Consider the following 18,549-nt stretch of genomic DNA (forward strand, 5'->3'; position numbering starts at 1 on the left):
TAAGGTTAGGAAAGAATTACAAGTTTTCTAGGTCTGCATAAAATCGTACATTTATTTGAATATCCGGTTTTTTAAAAAATAGATGCACCACAATTTTTTGGAGGTTTAAATGATAGAGATAAAAAACCCTCATAGCCAAAAGAGGCTAAGTCATAAAGAAAAATTTAATAAGAAATTCACTGATCTTCTAGTACCATATATAAAAAAAATACAACTGCAGGAAGATTGCACTGTTGAATCAAAATTTGTTCCTAAAGTTTTAAAATCAGCAAGGGAAGACATTAGCTTTTGGGAGACTAGCCAATGGACAACAGAAATGCCAAATGATATTGAGCTGGATTTACTATCATTATATGTTGCTGAATATATTCCAATTGAGAATATTGATAAACTAAATAAAGGCTTAAAAAAATTGATAAAAAAATTCCCTGCGAGATATGAACATGGTCAACAAGAGAGAATAGATAATTTTTGTAACAAAGTAAAGCAAAGCATTCACGGGGAACGCTGGAGCAACTTTGGGTTTATCGATATCGGAAAAGAAACGACATTGACTAACTTTGTTAAACAATTAAATGTTCAAGCTTGCCAAATTACTTCTTCATCTGTGATTTTACAATTTGTGATTACTCCTGCTGATCATTTTCTAAAAGAATATAAAAAAGTTGTTAAAAATGACGTGAAGGATCACATTGTTTTTACTCCTTTTACGCCTTATTTTAGGAATTTTTTCAAATCTTGGGGGATAAGTAGAGTCCCCAGTTATACAATTAAGAGGAATTTATTAGAGGACTTATTGATAGAATTAAAATGGAGAACGATGAAAGTAATCAGTAATTATTTTGATATGTATTTCATAGGTAATAATTTAATTCCCCCTAGTATAAATGTTTATAAATTAAAACAATTAACTTGCAAAATCAAAGAAGAGGCAGGTATTAAGCAAAATCATTTTTGGGGTTCAGTTGGTATGGATAATTCTTATCAAGATATTTCAGAAGATGGTGTATGGAGCTTATACCCATATGAGAGGGGATCTCATTTTATTGACTGTTCATTGAAAGTTACATGTAACACAGAAATAGAAAGAGAGCCAATGTATAGTTCCCTTGAACATCAAATTGTATACAAATTACGAGACTTTTCTGACGCTTACCTCCCTATGTTGGTCATGAGAGAATATGCAAAGGATACAAGTAAGAAGGTAGCGGTTATACAAAGTGAAACCTTTAAATCAATTAAAAAAGCAAAACCAAAATATCGAAAATTAATTAATGTTAGATATGAGTTGGAACAAAATATAAAGATCCTTAAACGTTTTAAATATGAAATTAATAATAACCATTTTAATAGAATAAAAGAGTTTATAAGGGAAACGTTTAGATTTGAATCTCCACGGCTTGACAATATAAAAGTTGCTGAAATGATTGTTGATAATACTAGTTATTTAGTGGAGGAAACATATAACCACTCACAACATTTTTCAAAAATGATTGATGATACTGTAGATTTATTAGAGATTAAAACAAATAATTCACTTAGACGATTTACTTTTTCTTTAACGATAATCACTGTAATTCTGTCTATCGTTGCTACATTAATTGCTGCTGTCTCACTTTACATTCAATTAAGTGAGGAAACAAAAGATAACTTTGGAGATTTGTTTACTCAAATTTACACTTTTTTCTTCTAATAACCTGTTTTATAGGTTTATGAGTACTAATATACAGTAACAATTTGAGCGAGTGATCAAGATGGGAAATGCTAAAAACCTAAAATAAAAGACTTCATTGTAACAACAATGGAACAAATGGAGGGATTTCGTGATGATAGGTTTTTATATCTGTTGTGCGTTAGTTTCATATCTTGGGCTACTGTATAAGTATAACATCTCGAACAGATGGGCAGGGCTTGGACGAAAAGTTAGCGGCAAGGATTGGTTACTTATTTTTCTCCCTATAGTAAATTATTTCGTAACAGCAATGACGATTGTATTAATTATTTTTGACATAGCGATAAAAATAAGCAGTTTTTTTGAAGATGAATATTAATTTATTTTAAAACTGAGGACTAATTTAAAGCTTATAATAATTGAAGTGTTTTAAATAAAAAGAGCATTAAACTAAATGCTCTTTTTCATACCGCAACGCCGGCATTCGCGCAAGAATATACCACTTTTTACAGAGCTTTTGAACAATGTGTAATCGCAATTGTCGCAGCGACCGTATTTTACATCAGGATATTCTTTGTAATCATAAACGATTGAAGTATCATACCCGTTTGTTTCGTATTTCTCTTCCACAAGATCACCTACATAATTTATTCAACATACTCAAGAATATCAAATTCCGTTCGATATAGGGAGGGAACAAATGATTGGTTTTGCTTATTTTTTAATTATCTGGCTAGGAGTTGGATTGTTGACTGGCATTAAGTTTATTTTTGTTGATCAGGTCTATGATGATGAGTTTAAAGAACTCATGGATAAAAAAACAGCAACGGGTATGGAAAGGAATTTGGCCAGCCTGTTTTTCAAAAATAAGCTTAACGTTATTGCTTTTTTCATGTTAATTGGAATGTTGCCATTAGTAATGAGGATTACAAAATTATTTAAAAGAGGTTGATTTATGCCTTTGATTGATTATTTTTATGTACTGCAGTTTGAAAACAAGGAATACTTCAAATCATTTAAGTTAGATGAGGACGGTTATTTGACATCTAGTGACCTCCACGGCGCTTCTAAATTGCAAACAATGTATGAAGTCATTGAGGTTGCAAGCGAGCTTAAAACAAAGTGTAATGTCCAATGTGAGGTAAGGGAAATTCAAGTTGTAAAGCGTTAGGAGTGTTCAGGTGTATTGGATAGAGTGGATTGAGGATGGGGAAAAGAAAAGCATTGTTGCTGAAGGATGGATTGAATGGGCTGCTATACTTGAAGACTTGTATCAAAAGCGATTTGAGTATGTTGAATGGAAGCGGCTTTAAAGGGTTGTAAACAACAATAGAAAGGTAGAAGAATACAGGCAGGGGAGAGTGCACTCGTGTTTAAAACAGAAGCAAATGAATTTTCTCATAAAATAAAAAGTTTTAACGAGAAATTTCTAACGAATTTTGAACAAAATATAAATAAAATGCTAGATCCTTTAGATTTTAAATATAAGAGTGTAATGATAAGTCATGGGTTTCCGCCAAATGGAAACGTTCCACTTCGTTTAACAATTGATGTAGCAAAGATTTTTGATTCGGAAGGAGACAAAGAGAAAGAATTTTATAATCTTCTATTTAAATATTATGACCATTTTAGAGTTAAATACTTATTAAAAAGCTGGAGTAACATAGATTGGCTAAAGCGTAGGGTTCCTTTGTTAGAGGAAGCAGTGTTTGCACACAATAACGATTTGTTTTTTCTTTCCATACCTATATTCCTAAGTCAACTTGAAGGGGCGATTGCTGACGGAACTGGGCATGTTGGAAAAATGAACTTTTCTTTAGTAAAGGATAAGCTAAAGAGTATATTGGTTAACCAGAAGCTCTTTAACTATGACAAAGAAATTGAAGAATTTTATATAGAGACTGTACTAAATGGATTTGAACATAATCAGAACATTCCTGTTTTTAGTCGCCATGCGATATTACATGGAGGGGATATTGAATATGGAACAAAAGAAAACTCATTAAAGGCCATTATTTTATTTGATTACATAATTAAAAAAATTGAAAAAGAAAGTAGAGGGTAAACAATTGTTAATCAGTGAGTATTTAAAAATTATTAACGGTGCTTCATTTGTTGAAAAATGGAAAGTTAATGATGATGTAGTATTTATTGAATACTTCTCCTCTTATCGTCACTACAAAGATATCAATAAAGGCTCAAATATAACAGAAGAGGACTTTGAAAATTATTTTAACACCGGTGATAAAATTTTAAAAATTGTGATTGGTGAACCAGCAAGGATATTTAGAGAGTTTCCAAGTGTATCAGCGGTAATAATAAAGCTCCAGGAAATTTCTTATTATATAACTAGAGCATCTTTAGATTCTTTAACGAATTTAAATATAAGTGATCTTTCCACAGAAGATGAATCGTGGAGAAACTTTGCAAATGAACACATATATAATAAATTAAATCGTCAAAAATTGTATAGCCAAATTAATAATTTTACATCAGATCTGCATTTGAGGATTAGCCACAATAATTTGACACTAGATCAATCATTGCAAGTTTTAAACAGAAAAATTGAGAAAGGCGAAGCAAGAATACTTAATAACGGAACAATTGAGTTTTCAACACCGGGTACGTTTGATGAACCGGATAAGAAGAAAAGTAAATATTCGCTGTTTTTCATTCAAGGAGTATTAAGAGCAGCAGGAGAGTTTTTAACGAAAAAAGTTCTTGATGGAAGTCTATTAGAGTCAATTAAAGACCTTTTTGAATAAAGAGCTTGTTATTTCAAAGGGGTATTAAATTAGAAGTGGAGAAACCAATATGAATGAAATAATGAACAACATTGAGAAACAAAATAAAGAAAGTGAATACTTCAAAAAAGGTTTTAAAGCTGGAGCTGAGTATAAAAATCGGTTGGAGAGTAAAGTTAACGAGCTAGAAACACTGCTTCTTGAGTTTATCGGATATGAAGATGAGTGGTTGTTAACTAAAGCAAAACTAAAGAAAGCAAATAGAGAAGTGCTTGCTGAAATAGTTATTAATCAACGCCAGCTTATGAGGGAGCTATATAATAAATTAGACAATAAGACAAAAATAGAACTAAAGAAGAGAGTAGAAAGTTGCGTTTGGCCAATTATGCACAATGAGGATTAACCCTCATTGTGTTTAGATAAAATAGGAATTTTAAAGAGAATACAAATACAAAAAATATGTATAAAATAATTGACTCGTAATGTGATCTATAGTATTATTAAGTTAACCAATAAAGACAACAAAAAGAAATGAGGGGAAATAATGGAGTTAATAAGGATAGCTATGAAGAAAGACTTGGAAAATGACAACTCTTTAATGAATAAATGGGCAACAGTAGCTGGCCTTAAAAACCCCAATCCTCTTTATGACTTCTTAAACCATGATGGGAAAACATTTAATGAATTTTCTTCAATAGTCAACATTGTTAAGAGTCAGTATCCAGACCGTGAATATGAATTAATGAAAGATTACTGTTTTAACCTAGATGTTAAGACAAAGGCAGCTAGAAGTGCATTGGAGTATGCTGATGCAAATATGTTTTTTGAAATAGAAGATGTTTTAATAGATTCAATGATTTCTTGCAGCAATATGAAAAGTAAAGAATATGGAAAAGTGTATAAAATACATAGAGAACTGTCTAACAGTGTTATTACTGAATTTGAGGCAGTGAAAAGACTCGGCAAATTAAATATAAAAACACCTGAAATGAATTCTTTCTCAAGACTCTTGCTGCTTTATCATTATTTAAGCACTGGTAACTTTTCTCCGATGGCCCAACTTATAAAACAAATTGACCTAAGTGAGATTTCTGAGAACATGTACATTAGAAATACATATCAAACAAGAGTTCATGTTCTAATGTCTAATATAAAGTTAAATGAAAATTCATTAGAGGAGTGCAGAGAGTACTCTAAAAAGGCATTGGAAAGTACAAATATCCTGAGATTTCAGGTTTTCAGCTACTTAACTATTGGCAACTCTCTATTATTTTCGAATTATGAATTGGCTCAAGAAAACTTTTTAAAAGGGCTAAGCGTTTCTGTTCAAAATGAAAATTACAACATGATTTTCCAGCAGGCTTTGTGCTTCTTAAATAATGTATGGCGCAAAGAAAATAAGTGGATTAATTTTGAAGCTGATTCAATTATGGATTTGCAGGAGCAAGCTCATTGTTTTATCAACTTTAATGAAAATTCCAAAGCAAAAGAAGTTTTGGATAAACTAGATCTTTTAGTTCACAACGATAATGAGCTTGCAATGCATTATTATTTGAAAGGAAGACTCGAACAAAATAAAGCATGTTTCTATTCTTCAATCGAGTATTTTAAAAAGTCTAATGACAAATTCCTTATTAGGCTGCCACTGTTAGAACTGCAAAAGATGGGTGAAAATCAAAAACTTTTAAAATTACTTTTACTTTAAAGGAGGTGAGACAATGAAAAAACTTATTATGGCTTTAGTTATCTTGGGCGCACTAGGCACTTCTTACATAAGTGCAGATTCTTCAATCCAACAAGCTTCAGGTGATTATGAGGTTGCTGGAATGCCACGTGGAGCATAAAATCCATTGACACATAAAGTTATTAGTATTATTATTTATTTAATTAAATTAAACAGAGAAAAGGAAGACGTTTGGCTCTTTTGAGCTAAGCGTCTTTTGTAGTTTTAAGGCCATCACTTAAATATTAGGTTTTAATAACATCTAGTGATCAACTTCAAATACATACACCCTAATTAAATGAAATGCATTACAAAGCAGCACATTCGCAAAAAAAATTGCGTAGAATGTGCTATTTGTCGTTAAAAAAATCTTTACTTCCCTTTTGTAATGCATTACAATTGCTATAGATGTAAAAGATAAAAAATATGTATATAGGAGGTTGGTGGTATGTCCGCAATTAGTTACTTAAAAAACAGTATGACAATGCATAAAACCATTTACCAAAAGAAAGTTGAAAGCTTAGTTAAAAATGATTTGTTTTTTCATGAAAAAAGCATTGAAAAGTCAAAAATAATGAAGAATGAAAATGTTCGAAAACAACTAACTAAAGGATACATGAAATTGCTAAGCGAATACAAGGAGGATTAATGATGCATGTTGTAGAACTTAGGTCTACAAATCATAAAGATATTGATGCCGATTTTGTTTTAAATGCTAAACAAACTTACATAGAGAGTGTACTAAACATTAGGAAAATGATTGTTAATGCAAAAACTGAAGATGATCTACATGGTGCAAAAATAGAGATAGCAGCATTATTAAAAGATCTAAATAGAGTATTATTAGGTGGAGATGGATTAAAAAGAAGCATTGAAAATAATCCGCATTTTATATCCCTAATACATTTTGTGAAGAATTTAAAACGACACATTGCAATTGAATTTGAAGAGTTTATTTATCAACCATAACATATACGAACTGCAATCTATAGTATACATAAAAAGTAGGAGGTTGACATGTCAGAGCGAATAAAACAGCTATTGGTCAAACGTGGCATCACAATAGAGGAATTGTCGAGGGAGACAATGATTGATATTCAGAAATTAAACAAAATCATTGAAATGCCAGATGAATCAGATGTTACAACCATAAAGCTTATCGCTCTGGTATTGAATGTCTCTATTGATGAGTTATTGGATGAGAAAGGAGGAGAAGATAATGCAAAATAAAGTTAAACAATTAAAAAATTATGCGGTTTACGATGATATCGAGGGCTTTTTAATCAATAAAGATATAAGAAGTAGCTCAGGGAATTCTAACTATATGATGCCTTCATCAACTAGAAGGGTGTCGAACACCAGAAAGAATTATGAAGGGGATATTAAGCAGTTCTTTAGTGTGATTAAAGGTAAAGATGTCAAAAGTTTAGTTCCCGATGATTTAGTTGTAAGTAAAAGCGAATTAAGCAACTATGTGAAGTATCTTCAGGAAAAGGGATTAGTTAATAATAGTATTAACAGAAAAATGACCTCCCTGAAGATGCTCTATACATATTTGGAGCATGATTATAAGGACTATATTGACTTGTCGGTGTTTAATACTGTCGAAAGGCTTAAAACAGTAACTAAAAACTGGGATAAAACAACCCAGACAGAAGCCGAAAGAATCGCTCAGGATATGTATATAAATGAAAGACAGAAACCTTTAATGAAAAAGCTGTTTGTTAAATTCGCCATCAGAACTTCTTTTCGTGTAAGTGCGATTTTGCGAGTAAGATGGAAAGACATACAGCTTGATGAAAGTACAGGCCATTATATAGTAACAGTTATTGATAAAGGATCTCAGGTTGTGTCTACAGGCATTAACCAGGTATTTTATGAGGAATTGTTGCAGCTGAAGGAAGAGGATGTCAGCGAAACTGAATTGGTTTTTCAGGGGCTTTCGGAACAATCATTACGACACTCCTTGAAAAGGTCGAAAAAAAGGTTAGGTATACCTCCTGAAAGAGAATTAGTCTTACACTCATTTAAGGGTGTAGGAATTGACTATGTCTATGAGAATTCTGGTCACGATTTACTTGCAGCAAAAGAACAAGGAAATCATAAAAATACATTAACAACAGAGAGATATATGAGCAGAAAGATTAACATTGCAAACTCTGCTGGTGTCACAATGGATGAAAAAATTGATTTAAATCCACTATATGAAGCAACTAAAGAGGATTTTATTAGTTTTTTTGAAAACACTGATCTAGCTACATTAAAAAAGTTTATAAAGCATGTAAATGAGCGTTAATCATTTTTTCGGTATATTACTCAGTTCAAATGATAATTCTTCTTGATTAACCAGATTGCCTTTGGTAACTTTAAATTTAGCAACATGACATGAGGTGAAAGGCTATATGACAGTGATCTTTGATCAGTCTGCAAATGAGAAACTGCTTTCAGAAATGAAAGATGCTATCTCGAAAAATAAACACATAAGATCTTTTATTAACGATATTCAATTAGAGATGGCTAAAAATAAAATTACTCCAGGGACAACACAAAAATTAATTTACGATATAGAAAATCCAGAAGTCGAAATTTCTAAAGAATATATGTACTTTTTAGCCAAGTCACTATACTCAGTTCTTGAAAGTGAAAGGTTTAATCCACGAAATTACTTCACAGAAACGGATATGAGAGAAATTGAAACGTTATGGGAAGGATCTGTGGAGGAAGATATAAAATTTCCGTATACATTCAAACAAGTTGTAAAGTATTCGGATGATAATTATTTCTTCCCCATCACTGCTAAAGAGTTGTTTATGCTATTTGAAAATAAGTTATTGCACTATAATCCTAATGCTCAAAGAACGAACAAAACGAAAAAACTAGAGGGCTCAGATATTGAGATACCTGTACCGCAGCTCAATAAACAATCGGTTGAAGAAATAAAGGAACTGTTCTTAGATGGGAAATTAATTAAATCAGTTTTCACGTTTAATGCACGTGTTGGAAGCGCAAGTTGTGGCGAAGAATTAAAATATGATGACGACACTATGTCGCTTACAGTGACTGAAGACACCATTTTAGACGTTTTAGACGGGTATCACCGGCTAATAGGCATTACTATGGCTATAAGACAGCATCCTGAGTTAGATCATTTGTTTGAAGAAACCTTTAAAGTGGACATCTATAACTACACTCAAAAAAGGGCGAGAGAGCATTTTGGGCAACAAAATACAATAAATCCAGTGAAGAAATCTAAAGTAGCTGAGATGAGTCAAAATGTTTATTCAAATAAAATTGTTAAGTTTATTCAGGATAATAGCATAATTGGTGATTATATAAAGACAAATGGAGACTGGATAAATCAGAATCAAAACTTACTTATAACTTTTTCTGACTTCAAAAAGGCAATTGAAAGAAGCTATTCTAAAAAAGATTTTTCTACTCAGGCAGACATCTTAAAAACTGCAAGATACCTTACATCTTTCTTTGATGCTTTAGCTACACAATATGTAGATGAGTTCTTAGGTGATATAGCAAAAGAACGGAAGAGAAGTTTTGTAAACAACTATTTGTTCTTTAATGGTTATGTGGGATTAGCTAAGAAGTTGCAGTTAGATGGAGTAAGTCTAGATGATTTAGAAAGTAAAATTACCGATGTTTTAAGCTCTATAGACTTTAGTAAGAAAAATAAATTGTGGGATGAATTAGGTGTAGTAGACAAGAATGGAAATGCTAAATCACCACAAAAGATATGGAATTTCTTTAACAATTTAAAAATAGACGAGTAATTACTTAGGAGTTGTTTGTTGCAATGTTCAATAATGAGATTAAGGAAAAATATTTAGATACCTTATCTGAGGGTATGGTTATGCAGATGAGGCCTATTTTTGCAAAAGCAGAGATTACTGAGACTTTATATAATAAAGACATTTATGATTTCACATCAATGCAAATTTTAGAACTTATACGATCATTCGATCAAACCACTATTGGTAGTGTTCGAAGAACCTTAGCATTATTGTCATTGTATATTGATTGGGCAATTTCATATAAGTTAAGTAAAGGATTAACCAATTTGGCAAGAACTATTTCTGAAGAAGAGCTTTATGAATGTCTCGGAGACAAAAAATTATATATTACTTATAGTGAATTAGAGGAAATGGAAAATCAATTAGTTAACTATCAATCAAAGGCTGTATTAAGGCTGTTGTTTGAAGGGGTTTCAGGTTTAGCTCATTCTGAATTGCTAAGTTTAACCAAAAAGCAAGTTGAGGATGCGATGCTAAATGGTAACGTTTTAACCCTCTATGATTCAAAGCACGGTGAACGAAAACTAAAAGTTAGTAGTGAATGTCTTGTTATTGCCTTAAATGCAGCTCAGGAAACTAAATATAAATTAAAGAATGGGAAGGCAAAAGGCCAAACAAAAGAAGTCTTTTTAGTTGAAAATGATTATGTAGTTAAAACAAAAAGAACGTCCAACAAAGGAGACGGCCAAGCAAGTAAATTTGTCATAACTAATCTAATTACTGATATATCTGAGTTCTTTAAAATTAACTTTTTAACACCAAATACTATTGTTAGATCTGGTCATTTGTATAGAGCATATCAGCTTTATAAAGAAAAAGGGGTTATTGATAACTCTGTAAGGTATCAGATTATAGATGACTTTAATTTAAGAGTGAAATCCAAATATCGAGCAGTTTATTCAATGCAAGATTATATTAATGAGGAAGAAGTTAATAAATATTACGCAGAAGAACTAGGTCTAAAAGAGACGACCATTTAAATATGAAATCCATTTGACTATTTTGGTTAAATGGATTTTTCTTTTATCTCAAAAAATTGTGAAAAAATTCGCATTTCGACAAAAATAGACAAAATAATCACTTTAAATACATGTTTAAATGTAGTAAGATGGTCATGTAAACCATATGGTTTACTAAGGAGGAGACCAAGACCAAAGTCTTAGTCGTTTCAATGCCTTTCAACCTTGAATTCATAGAGGTCTTCGACATTACAATCTAAAGCAGCAGCAATTCTTTTTGCAGTTCGAATAGACATATCTACTTTAACTAATCGATTATAGTCGCTCAGCTGCTGTTTCTTAATCCCAGTTATCTCTGAAAGTTCATTGATTGTAATGTCTTTCTTTCTACATAATTCAGGTATCAAGCATTGCCCGATCTCAACTTTAATCATAATCGGACATCCTCCTGCGTTCTGTTATGGAAAGACATAATACATATCATACCATACGAAGCCGATAAATAACCACTAGCATAACACCTACTTTCTATGTATAATGATTATACAAAACAGAACGCACGTTCCCTTAACACCTTAAGGGTTTATCACAGAAAATTGAACATAGGAGAATGAGGATGGCAGGTTATTTAAACAATATTGAACTGAATCTGGAGATTGTACTCAAAAACAAAGCAGATAGTCCAGAAGTCTCTGAAACATTGGTAACCAGGATTTGTGAAAATTTACTTTTATCTAAAGAAGTCTCGTTTTTAAAAGCTGACGGATCAGTTGAAAATTTTAAATTAAGTGATATGGAATATGAAATAACAAATACAGAAGAATTGCCTGAGTAAAAATAAAAAAAAGAAAGACTCCATTAAACATAATGTAATCAGCAGCAAGAGGAGAATGAAGGTATTGTTTTGAATATATTTGTTGATCAAGATAATTACAAAGAGGTTAGTCTGAAACTTACAAAAAAATTGCTGACTTCAGAACATTATCAATTCCTACTTGGTTTCAAGGGAGAGAAATTAGATATTACAATTTCAGTTACACCACAAAGCCTCGTTAAGCTTAGGGATGACATCAATGAATTGATCTTTATGTTCTCAGATTAAAATTAGATTCGGTCACATAAATTGGCCGAATCTAATTGACAGATATTAAATGATGGGTTATAGTTTATTCAAATACAAATAATATGTATATAGGAGATGGTAAAGGGAGCTATGTTGCTTGATGAAAAGCTCGATAAATTAATGAAAACGATTCTGCGATTAAAAGCATACAAAGAAGAGGAAAATTTACGAAGAGTCATCGGAGAATTTCATTCAATAATTGATTATGCTTACGAGGGGATGTATATAGCTGAAGATATGTTAAGAGAAGAAGAAAGTAAGGGCAAAGAAGTAAGTACATATTGAATTGTGTAATTTTCACTAAGGTAACAAAATTAAAATTAGTGTATAAAATGTAAGTTTTAAAGAGAAGTAAAGAAATGACTAAGGGATAATTAAATAATACATAACTTTTCGAAGATAGGCAGGGGTACCGATGAAAATTAGACAAAGGTATGAATGTGGAGCTGATAAAATTGCGATTCAGTATTCCATTGATGAAAAAGGGATGATTGCCAGTATTAAAGAAGTGAGTTGGGATTCACGTACAGAACTGGGTGAGTATCTGCTCCCGAGAATTGAAGTTACTGACAACTGCTTTAATAAGATAATAAACAATCCCAAATTGCGCTAAAGCGAAGCCACAAGTGATGAGTAATCAGCAGAGAGCGACTGGATAAAAAGACTGTTTTATATAGAGAGGGGATGAACTACTTAATGGATGGAAATCTTGCTATGGCTGATCACATAGTTTGGGAAACTGAGCTAGGAAATAACATTGGAATGGATATTGTTACGTATATGGAGCAGCATGGTGTGTCTAAGGTCGAAGCCGAAAAGGCTATTCTACCTTTGTATGAAGAAGAATTAAAAGCGTTGGAAAATAAATCACAATAAAAGGATTATTTTATTCAGAACGGAGGACAAAAGAGCAGGCTACATCAAATAATATATAACTGATACTGTATGGTTTAACTTAGGGTGATATAAGACATAAGTATATTTTATAACTGTGGTGTTTTATGGGGTATTTGAAAACAATGAGCACAAAAAATCTCCTAATAATGAAAGAGGGGGTTCCCCCCCTTAATAAATCAATAATTTGCTTGGTACTTCCCTACATACCATCCATCTTTATATTCAATGCCTTTTAGGTACCAGTTTATACCGTTATCGTCTGGCTCAATATTTTTAAAATCGCTAATATTGTGATGGTAAATATACTTTGTATGCAATGCTTTCACACTTATTTCGTCTTGAACAATGTTATTCTCTTTAACCATAGTAGATGGGCTAGTAGCAAATGCAGGAGAAGCAGAAACGAGTAATCCAACCGATAGTGCAACACCTGTTAATACTTTTTTGTAACTCATGTAAATCCCCCATTCATATAATTTTTTCTTACAATTACATTATATGGTTATGACGATTGCCAAAACAGCGAAATTACTCCCATATATATGGAAAATGTGTGTCGGTTAATGTCGTGATAGATGAGAAGGCAAATGGAGAGATGGATTATAGGATGGAATCATAAAAAAGATAGAATAAAAATAAAATAAGTGGAGGTTATACTAGTGATAAAAAGGAATCTACCTAGCAACCACGTGGATGAGATTATCGGTGAATATTACGCTGCTAAAGGATATTCCGTTCAGAGTATTGATCGCCAAGAAAATGGTCAACTGATTGTTGTTACGAAGCGAGTAACAGAGGAAAGGAAACCGGAGAAAGTTGATATCGCATTTGATTTTGTACATAGAAGGCCACATAAGAAGAAGTATTTATCTTAAAAAGGCAAAGAGGGATTAACACTCTTTACCGTTAGGTTTCTTTTTTAGACGATCACAGATAAATTTCATAATACTGATAGCTATTGCTACAGATCCAATTATTAGTGTGATTTGAAGGATGAATATTACTCCGAAATTTATATCCACATTGTCAAATAGGTCATTAGAAAAGGAAAGCAGCTTGTGAATACTCAAAGCAAGTACGAAAAAGGAGAGGCATATTACGACAAGGGATGCTTTGGAATAATCTTTAGCATGGTCAAAATTATAAATTGCAATTGATACAAATAATAAACCCGTAGCGATCTTGTGGGATAGCGAATCATTCGCCGAAAATGATTGCACTACTATGCTTAAGAAAAACCCAGTAATACCGATTGTTTTACTCAAGGAATCACCTACTCTTATGTAAGTTAAGTATGAGTTTACCAATTAAAGGGGATTTTCTCAAGATGATACACATTAAAGTTAAATTAAAATCGTGATTTTAAACAGATAGGAGGAAGCGGATGAATCAAGATATTCAGTTTTTAAAAGAACTTCAGCAAGAGTTGAAAAATCAAGACAGCGACGGTCAAGCTGCACCACGTTTCTGGACAGTTGGTGATTATGAATGGGTCGAAGCTCGAGCGGAAAATGCAGAACGGTATTCTGTATACCTGCCATATATTGCAGAAGCATATGCTTTAGATGATTATTTAGAAGATTTAAAAGAAGATAGTGAGCTCTCTAAGGAAGCTTTAACAGAGTTGAAAAACGACGACTGTGATAATCCTATTGAGTGGATTCAAAAATACATTGATGAAGAAGCAGAATTAATTCCAGAAAGAAAGGTTCATATTGTACGGCCGGATACAATGTTTTTGACCAAAGAAGAAGCGAAGAGACACATCAACTTGAATAAGCATCATTACACGTCTGAAGTGCATACTTACGCAATGACAGCGTGGAGAGCACGAAAAGTTGAACGGTTGCTTAAGGTTCTTAAAACGTTTGATTGGGATTCCATTATAGACAGTCAATAGAATCTACAAGGGAGTGGCAAAATGAATACATACGTAGTCGACAACAGTAAATATAAATGCATTTATGCGGGAATTAACAAAGAAGCTGCTTTTAATAATGAATTTGAAAACGGAACAAGAGTAAGGGTTTGGTTTGAAGGCCATCACATAAAAACGTTTGAGAAAGAACGAAGAGAAGTCTGTGGAGTAGGAGAATGGATCCTTAAGTATGATGCTGCTACTGAATTGCAAAAGGAAGTAAATCGTTTGGAAAAGACCTATTTCAAGAAGAAAGAGTTGTTAGACACTATTAGACAAGCTGATGGAGTCGGAAGGGAAATCAATGAATAAAAGAAATCAATACTCAATTACAGTGGATGTTAATGGAGGAGAATATAATCAGGAGTTTGTTATTTTAGCGGATTCGCTAAGTAAAGTTGGGCGAGATAAGATAATTGCTGATGGTGTGACAATTCAATTTAATGACCAGATCCTTGAATTGAATAGTAATGAAGAAGATTCGAATGATTATTATAAGGGTCAAACATTAACTGTTAAAGAAGATTGCCTAAATAACTTCTGGAAAGGCGGAATCGTTACTGTTGAAGATGTAGATGTACATGTACATAGAGGTATATTAATAGATGGTGTCGTTTACTTAGAAAAACAAGTGGTAGATAAGTATTTTTCAAGAGAAGAGGAATGACATGTACAGGAAGATTTTCGAAACGGTTAACGTTATTGATGGGCAATCAAAAGTAACTGATTGGTTACATAAATTAATGCTTGAAGATGAAAATTCACTATACAAAATCGATATTAAAGTTTCTAAAAGGAGGGTTTCTGAACAAGGAGAGGTGTATAGAGAGGAAGGAGAATACATAGAGAGCGCAGATCTTCGAACTTTACCAATTGGGACAAAATTCTTTGTGCAAAACGGTTGTTGGAAGGGTGAAATTGTTTCGGTGAATGAAAAGAAACATTTATATATGCCACAGATTGGAGAGATGAAGGAAATTAAAGTGGGAGCAACTGGGTTGAATATAGAGATTGAATAAAAGATAGTTTTTATATAGATGAGCTGTTGAAACGATCGCTATAATAACTAATCTTTGCCCTAAAATACGTGGTAAATATTATAGCGATCTTGACTGAAGATTTCTGACTGGATTATTCCTTTATTAAATAAGATTTTAGGATGCTCGATGCTACATCTGTGAGAATAGATAAAGAGACTCCCTCAACCTTTGATACAACAGCTTTTGTCTTTTCCCATACGTTTCGATCTTTTATTGTTTCTAAAAACATATGACCATTGTATGTCATTTGACCAACCTCTATCTTATCTAAATCAGCCTTTATAAATTCAGCTTCAACTAATTTTTCGACCGTGTAAAGAACATCATCAAGGATGTACTGTTTTGAAACAGCGAAACGATGTAAGTCACTTAGTTTTAAAAATTTATTTCGTGGTTTTGTTGCTTCAATAGTTAACAGTATATCTCTTACTATTTCAGGTTTGAGTTCCAAAAAATCATCCTTTCATTTGTTAGTAAGTGAATTATCTCAGTTTTTATTAGAAAGGAGTAGAGAACTCCTGTTCCCTTGAAGATAGGATAAAAACAATCAAAATAAAATATTTATTTTAATGGAAGGAGGTAACCGTAGTGCCAAATCAAGAGCAAATAAAACGCATGAACGATATTAATGATCTGATAAAGCTTATTGCAAGCATTGATCATCGTACATTCTACCGCAAGTCAAAGGATCGTATAGCGTATTTCAGGTTTAAGAAAAAACTGTTCTTCGTTGATGATTACACGGGTGATGACGTTTATCCGTATGAAATGGGATACGGGAGTCCAAACGGCTTTTCGCATGGAGGCAACATGTGGCAACTGGTCAACAGTTTTAGAAAGTTCATCATAACAGGGAAATGCGGCGAGCTGAGGGATTATAAAGAAATATGGGCTTACAGCTATGAAGGATGTATGGAAATCCGTCAGAAGGCAAAAGAAATAGGGTTTATAGAGACTGTTGATTATCCTTATAGCTTCGATGAATGGATGAATACTAATTGATCCATGTACTAAATTTTCATTGAATTTTAAAAGGCTAGGCTCTAAGAAGTTATGTAACGGAGAGATTACACTCTCCAGGATTCAAAGGAAGGTATGCGGAGTTTGCCGTGCTTAGTCTTAAATCTGTGCTTAACCTTACATAAAATAGGCTCAATAAATACATATTCATCAGATTCAGATTTTACTTGTTTCATAGAGTGGAACTTACTTCGTTCTGCATGAGGCATGAATTCCATAAACCCAGCTGCAGATCCATCAGGATAAGACAGAAGGAATTTTATATCCTCTTTGGTGTAGCCAGTTATGAGAACCTCAGTGTAATCGTAATTGATCACTTTCAGCCAATTATGCGAACGTTTATTAATCTCATAAGGGGAGTCAGCTTTCTTGAGTACGATTCCCTCTAAATTTTTTTCTTTGGTCAGATTGAAGTAAGCGAGTCCGTTACCTTGCATTCCTTCGATTACACAAACATTTGGATGATTCAGTTCAAGTGAGCTCAGAGCTGTCTTACGCTCAGTGAGTGGTTTAGCTGCAATTGACTGACCGTCTTTGTAAATAACATCAAAGACACAGTAAACGATATTGTGGGCTGATTTTTTGGACATGAAACGTTCCATTACAGCTTCAAAGTCAGGAGCACCGCCTTGGGCAGCTACTATGACTTCACCGTCGAGCACGGTTCCATCTGGGATATCTAAATCCAAGAGTTCAGGAAACTTGCTTGTTACTTCATTATTGTGACGAGTATATAGCTTAATCTGATTATCAAATTTAGACAGAATGAGTCTGATTCCATCAAATTTGAGCTCAGTGATATAGTTCTCGTCGTTAAAAGGCTCTTTTATTGAATGCAATAGCATTGGCGATACAAACAAAATATCACCTCCTACTTAGAACATATTAGCTAAGCGAAGGTGATATATAAAGCGATATGGCAGTGGTACTTAATGGGATTCAATGAGCTCAGGTGAATTGTTTTTAGGTGAATTCACTAAAGATGAAACCTGGTATGCTTCCATGTCATCAGCATCATATGGCTGCAGTAAGCTTTGTAGATAATCAGGATCAGTATTTTTAGGGTTAAGCCATTCCTTTTCGTTCTCATCAGTAAGGATAACTGGCATCCGATCATGAATGTCTTCCATAAGCTCATTAGGCTTTGTTGTGATGATTGTGCAAGTGTACAAAGGATTCCCTTCTGGCGTGCTCCACTTTTCATATAAGCCGGCAAAAGCAAAGAGATTAGATGATTTAAGCTTAATCCGCATAGGAATCTTAGTCTTTGGATCTAGGCGTTTCCATTCATAAAAACTGTCAGCGGGTATGATACAACGTTTGCTGACGAGTGGCTTTCGAAAACTTGGTTTCTCAGCCAATGTTTCGGCACGAGCATTAATCATTTTGTATCCGATCTTTTCATCTTTTGCCCAAGGAGGAATGAGACCCCATCTAAGATTACCAAGACGGTTATTAGAGCCATCGTTGATTATTGTCAAGATGTTTTGTGAAGGAGCGACATTATAGCTTGGGTGATATTCACCTTCGGGTAAGAATTGATCTATGTTGAATTGCTCGATGATGTCATCAAACTCAGAAAATAAAGTGAACCTGCCACACATGTTCATCATCCTTTAGGGTTTTTGAATATTGTACAGGCTTGAT

General features: G+C 33.0%; 33 protein-coding genes. 26 read left to right on the forward strand and 7 right to left on the reverse strand.

Annotated elements, in window-relative coordinates:
• Positions 1-109 precede the first annotated feature (109 nt).
• Positions 110-1,693 (forward strand): hypothetical protein, encoded by a 1,584-nt coding sequence (locus tag KXZ66_RS09635; RefSeq protein ID WP_219144912.1) that lies wholly within the window; start codon positions 110-112, stop codon positions 1,691-1,693.
• 429 nt (positions 1,694-2,122) lie between these two features.
• Here KXZ66_RS09635 and KXZ66_RS09640 read toward each other — a convergent pair whose 3' ends face one another.
• A complete protein-coding gene (locus KXZ66_RS09640) occupies positions 2,123-2,302 on the reverse strand; it encodes a DUF8096 family protein (protein WP_003231000.1) in 180 nt (59 codons plus the stop codon).
• A gap of 70 nt (positions 2,303-2,372) precedes the next feature.
• On the opposite strand from KXZ66_RS09640, the gene KXZ66_RS09645 reads away from it, so the two are divergent.
• The 14 genes from KXZ66_RS09645 (at position 2,373) to KXZ66_RS09710 (ending at position 10,925) form a co-directional block, all read left to right on the forward strand.
• On the forward strand, positions 2,373-2,624 hold the full coding sequence (locus KXZ66_RS09645) for a hypothetical protein (RefSeq protein ID WP_219144913.1): 252 nt from the start codon (positions 2,373-2,375) through the stop codon (positions 2,622-2,624).
• A gap of 3 nt (positions 2,625-2,627) precedes the next feature.
• The gene (locus tag KXZ66_RS09650; protein ID WP_010328081.1) at positions 2,628-2,843 is read left to right on the forward strand and encodes a hypothetical protein; all 216 of its coding nucleotides are present in this window, start codon (positions 2,628-2,630) and stop codon (positions 2,841-2,843) included.
• Positions 2,844-2,853: 10 nt separating this feature from the next.
• Complete coding sequence (locus KXZ66_RS09655) at positions 2,854-2,985, forward strand: hypothetical protein (protein ID WP_219144914.1); 132 nt, start codon at positions 2,854-2,856, stop codon at positions 2,983-2,985.
• A 56-nt stretch (positions 2,986-3,041) separates the two neighbouring features.
• A complete protein-coding gene (locus KXZ66_RS09660) occupies positions 3,042-3,737 on the forward strand; it encodes a hypothetical protein (protein ID WP_159376876.1) in 696 nt (231 codons plus the stop codon).
• Positions 3,738-3,741: 4 nt separating this feature from the next.
• Entirely contained in the window at positions 3,742-4,437 is a 696-nt protein-coding gene (locus KXZ66_RS09665) for a hypothetical protein (RefSeq protein ID WP_219144915.1), read from the forward strand.
• 49 nt (positions 4,438-4,486) lie between these two features.
• A complete protein-coding gene (locus tag KXZ66_RS09670; RefSeq protein WP_159376874.1) occupies positions 4,487-4,819 on the forward strand; it encodes a hypothetical protein in 333 nt (110 codons plus the stop codon).
• A gap of 141 nt (positions 4,820-4,960) precedes the next feature.
• Positions 4,961-6,121 (forward strand): AimR family lysis-lysogeny pheromone receptor, encoded by a 1,161-nt coding sequence (locus tag KXZ66_RS09675; RefSeq protein ID WP_219144916.1) that lies wholly within the window; start codon positions 4,961-4,963, stop codon positions 6,119-6,121.
• Positions 6,122-6,134: 13 nt separating this feature from the next.
• Positions 6,135-6,260 carry a lysogeny pheromone peptide AimP gene (gene aimP / locus KXZ66_RS09680; protein WP_009967508.1) on the forward strand — a complete coding sequence of 42 codons (126 nt, stop codon included), beginning with the start codon at positions 6,135-6,137 and terminating at the stop codon, positions 6,258-6,260.
• A gap of 327 nt (positions 6,261-6,587) precedes the next feature.
• Positions 6,588-6,788: a hypothetical protein gene (locus KXZ66_RS09685; RefSeq protein ID WP_004399418.1), complete on the forward strand. Its 201-nt coding sequence runs from the start codon at positions 6,588-6,590 to the stop codon at positions 6,786-6,788.
• 2 nt (positions 6,789-6,790) lie between these two features.
• On the forward strand, positions 6,791-7,108 hold the full coding sequence (locus tag KXZ66_RS09690; RefSeq protein WP_061891116.1) for a hypothetical protein: 318 nt from the start codon (positions 6,791-6,793) through the stop codon (positions 7,106-7,108).
• A 48-nt stretch (positions 7,109-7,156) separates the two neighbouring features.
• Positions 7,157-7,369, forward strand: a complete 213-nt coding sequence (locus KXZ66_RS09695; RefSeq protein WP_019712296.1) for a helix-turn-helix domain-containing protein — start codon at positions 7,157-7,159, stop codon at positions 7,367-7,369.
• Positions 7,359-8,435 carry a tyrosine-type recombinase/integrase gene (locus KXZ66_RS09700; protein WP_219144917.1) on the forward strand — a complete coding sequence of 359 codons (1,077 nt, stop codon included), beginning with the start codon at positions 7,359-7,361 and terminating at the stop codon, positions 8,433-8,435. Before KXZ66_RS09695 ends, KXZ66_RS09700 begins: the two co-directional genes overlap by 11 nt.
• 106 nt (positions 8,436-8,541) lie before the next feature.
• Positions 8,542-9,924, forward strand: coding sequence for a DNA sulfur modification protein DndB (locus KXZ66_RS09705; protein ID WP_144453796.1), 1,383 nt, complete (start codon positions 8,542-8,544; stop codon positions 9,922-9,924).
• A gap of 23 nt (positions 9,925-9,947) precedes the next feature.
• Positions 9,948-10,925 carry a phage lytic cycle repressor MrpR family protein gene (locus KXZ66_RS09710; RefSeq protein WP_019712299.1) on the forward strand — a complete coding sequence of 326 codons (978 nt, stop codon included), beginning with the start codon at positions 9,948-9,950 and terminating at the stop codon, positions 10,923-10,925.
• Between the two features lie 188 nt (positions 10,926-11,113).
• Here the strand turns inward: KXZ66_RS09710 and KXZ66_RS09715 are convergent, their stop codons facing one another.
• Positions 11,114-11,338 carry a helix-turn-helix domain-containing protein gene (locus KXZ66_RS09715; protein ID WP_004399410.1) on the reverse strand — a complete coding sequence of 75 codons (225 nt, stop codon included), beginning with the start codon at positions 11,336-11,338 and terminating at the stop codon, positions 11,114-11,116.
• A 182-nt stretch (positions 11,339-11,520) separates the two neighbouring features.
• Between KXZ66_RS09715 and KXZ66_RS09720 the strand changes: the two genes are divergently transcribed.
• The 5 genes from KXZ66_RS09720 to KXZ66_RS09740 all read left to right on the forward strand — a co-directional run bounded on the left by KXZ66_RS09720 (position 11,521) and on the right by KXZ66_RS09740 (position 12,903).
• A complete protein-coding gene (locus tag KXZ66_RS09720; RefSeq protein ID WP_017697044.1) occupies positions 11,521-11,739 on the forward strand; it encodes a YopT family protein in 219 nt (72 codons plus the stop codon).
• Positions 11,740-11,808: 69 nt separating this feature from the next.
• A complete protein-coding gene (locus KXZ66_RS09725; RefSeq protein WP_017697045.1) occupies positions 11,809-12,006 on the forward strand; it encodes a hypothetical protein in 198 nt (65 codons plus the stop codon).
• A 111-nt stretch (positions 12,007-12,117) separates the two neighbouring features.
• Positions 12,118-12,312: a hypothetical protein gene (locus KXZ66_RS09730; protein ID WP_003231036.1), complete on the forward strand. Its 195-nt coding sequence runs from the start codon at positions 12,118-12,120 to the stop codon at positions 12,310-12,312.
• A gap of 130 nt (positions 12,313-12,442) precedes the next feature.
• A complete protein-coding gene (locus tag KXZ66_RS09735) occupies positions 12,443-12,640 on the forward strand; it encodes a hypothetical protein (RefSeq protein ID WP_219144918.1) in 198 nt (65 codons plus the stop codon).
• 83 nt (positions 12,641-12,723) lie between these two features.
• Complete coding sequence (locus KXZ66_RS09740) at positions 12,724-12,903, forward strand: hypothetical protein (RefSeq protein WP_229042887.1); 180 nt, start codon at positions 12,724-12,726, stop codon at positions 12,901-12,903.
• Between the two features lie 197 nt (positions 12,904-13,100).
• Here KXZ66_RS09740 and KXZ66_RS09745 read toward each other — a convergent pair whose 3' ends face one another.
• Positions 13,101-13,379: a hypothetical protein gene (locus KXZ66_RS09745; RefSeq protein ID WP_159376867.1), complete on the reverse strand. Its 279-nt coding sequence runs from the start codon at positions 13,377-13,379 to the stop codon at positions 13,101-13,103.
• A gap of 198 nt (positions 13,380-13,577) precedes the next feature.
• On the opposite strand from KXZ66_RS09745, the gene KXZ66_RS09750 reads away from it, so the two are divergent.
• Positions 13,578-13,799, forward strand: a complete 222-nt coding sequence (locus KXZ66_RS09750; RefSeq protein ID WP_101502479.1) for a hypothetical protein — start codon at positions 13,578-13,580, stop codon at positions 13,797-13,799.
• 15 nt (positions 13,800-13,814) lie between these two features.
• Here the strand turns inward: KXZ66_RS09750 and KXZ66_RS09755 are convergent, their stop codons facing one another.
• Positions 13,815-14,189, reverse strand: coding sequence for a YoqO family protein (locus KXZ66_RS09755; protein ID WP_101502251.1), 375 nt, complete (start codon positions 14,187-14,189; stop codon positions 13,815-13,817).
• Between the two features lie 119 nt (positions 14,190-14,308).
• Here KXZ66_RS09755 and KXZ66_RS09760 point away from each other — a divergent pair, with 119 nt between their 5' ends.
• The 4 genes from KXZ66_RS09760 to KXZ66_RS09775 are packed head-to-tail and all read left to right on the forward strand — an operon-like array spanning position 14,309 to position 15,861.
• Complete coding sequence (locus KXZ66_RS09760; RefSeq protein ID WP_219144920.1) at positions 14,309-14,824, forward strand: hypothetical protein; 516 nt, start codon at positions 14,309-14,311, stop codon at positions 14,822-14,824.
• A gap of 21 nt (positions 14,825-14,845) precedes the next feature.
• Positions 14,846-15,154: a hypothetical protein gene (locus tag KXZ66_RS09765; protein WP_219144921.1), complete on the forward strand. Its 309-nt coding sequence runs from the start codon at positions 14,846-14,848 to the stop codon at positions 15,152-15,154.
• Positions 15,147-15,509 (forward strand): hypothetical protein, encoded by a 363-nt coding sequence (locus KXZ66_RS09770; protein WP_219144922.1) that lies wholly within the window; start codon positions 15,147-15,149, stop codon positions 15,507-15,509. The genes KXZ66_RS09765 and KXZ66_RS09770 overlap by 8 nt, the downstream gene beginning before the upstream one ends.
• Position 15,510: 1 nt before the next feature.
• Positions 15,511-15,861 (forward strand): hypothetical protein, encoded by a 351-nt coding sequence (locus KXZ66_RS09775; protein WP_219144923.1) that lies wholly within the window; start codon positions 15,511-15,513, stop codon positions 15,859-15,861.
• Between the two features lie 112 nt (positions 15,862-15,973).
• Here KXZ66_RS09775 and KXZ66_RS09780 read toward each other — a convergent pair whose 3' ends face one another.
• Complete coding sequence (locus tag KXZ66_RS09780; RefSeq protein ID WP_219144924.1) at positions 15,974-16,333, reverse strand: DUF2513 domain-containing protein; 360 nt, start codon at positions 16,331-16,333, stop codon at positions 15,974-15,976.
• A gap of 137 nt (positions 16,334-16,470) precedes the next feature.
• On the opposite strand from KXZ66_RS09780, the gene KXZ66_RS09785 reads away from it, so the two are divergent.
• The gene (locus KXZ66_RS09785) at positions 16,471-16,884 is read left to right on the forward strand and encodes a hypothetical protein (protein ID WP_219144925.1); all 414 of its coding nucleotides are present in this window, start codon (positions 16,471-16,473) and stop codon (positions 16,882-16,884) included.
• Positions 16,885-16,949: 65 nt separating this feature from the next.
• Here the strand turns inward: KXZ66_RS09785 and KXZ66_RS09790 are convergent, their stop codons facing one another.
• Both KXZ66_RS09790 and KXZ66_RS09795 read right to left on the reverse strand, forming a co-directional pair.
• Entirely contained in the window at positions 16,950-17,762 is an 813-nt protein-coding gene (locus KXZ66_RS09790; protein ID WP_219144926.1) for an ATP-dependent DNA ligase, read from the reverse strand.
• Between the two features lie 69 nt (positions 17,763-17,831).
• Entirely contained in the window at positions 17,832-18,506 is a 675-nt protein-coding gene (locus KXZ66_RS09795) for an SOS response-associated peptidase (protein WP_219144927.1), read from the reverse strand.
• Between the last annotated feature and the right edge of the window lie 43 nt (positions 18,507-18,549).

It is taken from the genome of Bacillus sp. LJBS17 (assembly GCF_019334685.1).
Classification (GTDB): Bacteria; Bacillota; Bacilli; order Bacillales; family Bacillaceae; genus Bacillus; species Bacillus subtilis.